Annotated in this window: 3 protein-coding genes and 1 pseudogene; 1 reads left to right on the top strand and 3 read right to left on the bottom strand. The window is 54.8% G+C overall.

Features of this window, described 5'->3' with window-relative positions; translation table 11 throughout:
- On the bottom strand, positions 1–1,309 hold a 1,309-nt coding region (locus F7R02_RS24950), incomplete at its 3' end, for a type III effector (protein ID WP_235900991.1).
- A gap of 270 nt (positions 1,310–1,579) precedes the next feature.
- Between F7R02_RS24950 and F7R02_RS26605 the strand changes: the two genes are divergently transcribed.
- Positions 1,580–1,810, top strand: coding sequence for a hypothetical protein (locus F7R02_RS26605; protein ID WP_167521109.1), 231 nt, complete (start codon positions 1,580–1,582; stop codon positions 1,808–1,810).
- A 172-nt stretch (positions 1,811–1,982) separates the two neighbouring features.
- On the opposite strand, the pseudogene F7R02_RS24940 reads toward F7R02_RS26605, so the two are convergent.
- Positions 1,983–2,249 (bottom strand): annotated as a pseudogene (locus F7R02_RS24940) (integrase core domain-containing protein); the annotation flags it as partial.
- A 24-nt stretch (positions 2,250–2,273) separates the two neighbouring features.
- Positions 2,274–2,408 (bottom strand): IS3 family transposase (locus tag F7R02_RS24930; protein WP_151210041.1); only part of this gene is annotated, 135 nt, incomplete at its 5' end.

Here is a 2,408-nt window from a genome sequence, read left to right as displayed (position 1 = left end):
TGTGCGGCGGCAGTCTCTGAAATCGCGGCGTGGCAGCCAGCACGCGATTACGGCGCGCAACATCCACTTTGACTTCCGGGTTTCGCAACGGAACTCCTGTTCCATTGCGCCCTAACAGCTCATCCTGATACAGCTGATGAAGCGTGAACTGCTGTCTGGCTTCTAATAAATCAACACTGTCGACATCTGATATTTTTTTTAGCCGTACTTTTCTGCGAAAATCTTTCGGCAGGTGTTCGAAGGCACGCAGATCGCGTTCCGGCGCTGGAGGCCTTTCCACTCTGTAATCACCGGCTTTCTTTGGCCACATTTCCATTGTTGACAAAGGCAAAAGGCGGTAGATGGCAGTGATCTCGTCATGCAACGCTAATGGACCAGCCTCACCACCCCTAGCCAGACTGTAAGCTTCGTAAAATTCTTCACGAGTAGCAAATGAAGTTCCGGCAAGAGCTAAAAGAGCCGCCCGGACCTCTGCAGATAATTTGTGCGGATTTTTCGAGTAATCTTTACCTATCAAGTGTCCAAGGAGCTTTTCGTCTAAAACAACAGCCCCCCGTTTGGGATCACCTCCCACTCCGTAGAGTATCGCGCCGCTTTTGCGCCCTCGGTTGGGATTGCCGGCAACTACGTATCCATGTGTAGGGATGAGATATCCACGCGTATTTCTGTTCACGTAGTAAACGGGAACTGGGGATAGCCTGTCAGGCGCTCTAAGCTGCATCTCATGAAGCACGGTGTTGTATGCCTCCCGCTCCTTTCCCTCAGGGAGGGAAGGGATTTTTCCGGGATACCTTGCATCTACAACCTGCCCATCGCTGTCGCACTGGATGTCGATCAAAGCCGTTTTTCCATTGACAACGCGCGTAACCCTCGTCCAACCATCGCCAAGATCGAGCGCTGTAGCGTCTGACTTGCCTTTACCCTCAGCCATGAACTCAACGAAAGCCTGCGCGCGAGACTGGGCATCTCGCATCCCCAGCATGGCTTGAATCTTATGACTCACCCGACTGGCGACACCGGTCGCATTGATCCACTTAACTCTTTTTTTCTCCGCGTAAAGGTCCGCTTGTTTTTGCAAAGTCCCATCCGCTCCAGCCGCCGAGGCGTGACCTGCAGTGCGGGACCGGGAGCTACTGGAAGCAACGCGCACGGGAGCCTTTTGCAGTCCATCAAGCACACCCGATCGAGTGGGCGCGTCCCGTTCGGAACGTTTTTCGCTCGATGCGCCAGGTTTCGCCTCATGCTCCTCCTCAAGTCCCCTCGACGCGGTGGATGCTGATTCAGTTAGAGTATTCTTTTCAATTTTCATTGCGCTATGAAATGATTGGCGGGGTGTGGTGCATGAAGGGTGCTGGGTTTCGGCAAGAAAGCAGCAAGCTCCTGCTGGCCTTTTGATCGCAACCTATTCATTACCGGGCTTGGGCGCGATCAGTTCCTTCTGTTAAGGTAGCGGACCTGGACGGAAGCGCCCACCCGCTCGCACTTGCGACACGGCAAACTGCACATCATTTTCGGTATCGGAATTACTCCTAACTGAACTTTGCCTTTTCAATCCTTGCAATACACCCTGTGTCTCACGATGAGCCGCCTGCTCTTGCGTCGCTTGCTCATTCGTGGTTCGACCGGCGTGTTGCTCGACAACATATTCGCTCGCCTTCCCACTGGCACCTGTGACGTTGAAGCATCCCATATAAGAACTCCCGTTGAGAGTGAGGGCTGGCAATTTCTCACGAATAGCGTAAACCTGCTTTCGCCAAACGAAAAACTCTGTGAACTGGCGAAATTCTGCCCAGTGATCGGACGCAGCTGAAAACTGAACGGTGATTGGTCAAGGCGCGGGGCAAGCATGATAGAGGTCAGCCTCGCGCGACACCCTCACCAATGCGCTGGCTTATCGATTGGTTTGCCAGGTTTACGAACGCGCTCGGGAAGCTGTGCTGCAGCGGTAATCCCCCCGCTTTTAGCGTTCGCCAAAAGTGGAGCTACGCGGCCATCGCCAATTTCATTGCTGGGGTGATACCGCCGAGCGCCATGTTGGGGCGCTCATGGTTGTACGTCCATAGCCAGCGCGTGGCCTTGTCCTGAACCTGCTCGATGGTGTCGAACAATGTTGTGGCCAGCCAGGCGTAGCGGACGGTGCGGTTGTAACGTTCGACGTAGGCATTTTGCTGCGGTTTGCCCGGCTGGATGTGCTCGATCCGAATGCCGCGCTGCTGTGCCCAAGCTAGCAGCGCGCCGCTGATGTACTGATACGCCCAGGGTTCCGTAGACACTCAAGACCCTCGTTGCGCGTAGCGCCGTTCAAACTCTACAGGGGACAGGTCGCCAGTTGAACCATGACGGCGTTGTGGGTTGTAGAACATCTCGATGTAGTCGAACACCTCGGCGCGTGCGGCGTCCTTGGTGGG

This window comes from Xanthomonas cissicola (genome assembly GCF_008801575.1).
Lineage (GTDB): Bacteria > Pseudomonadota > Gammaproteobacteria > Xanthomonadales > Xanthomonadaceae > Xanthomonas > Xanthomonas cissicola.
Note: the sequence above shows the minus strand (reverse complement) of the source record. Positions and strands in the feature narration are given on the sequence as shown.

Bases quoted from the DNA above. Each gene is read 5' to 3' on its own strand.
- F7R02_RS26605 (WP_167521109.1), top strand. From the start codon at position 1,580: ATGAGCCGCCTGCTCTTGCGTCGCTTGCTCATTCGTGGTTCGACCGGC.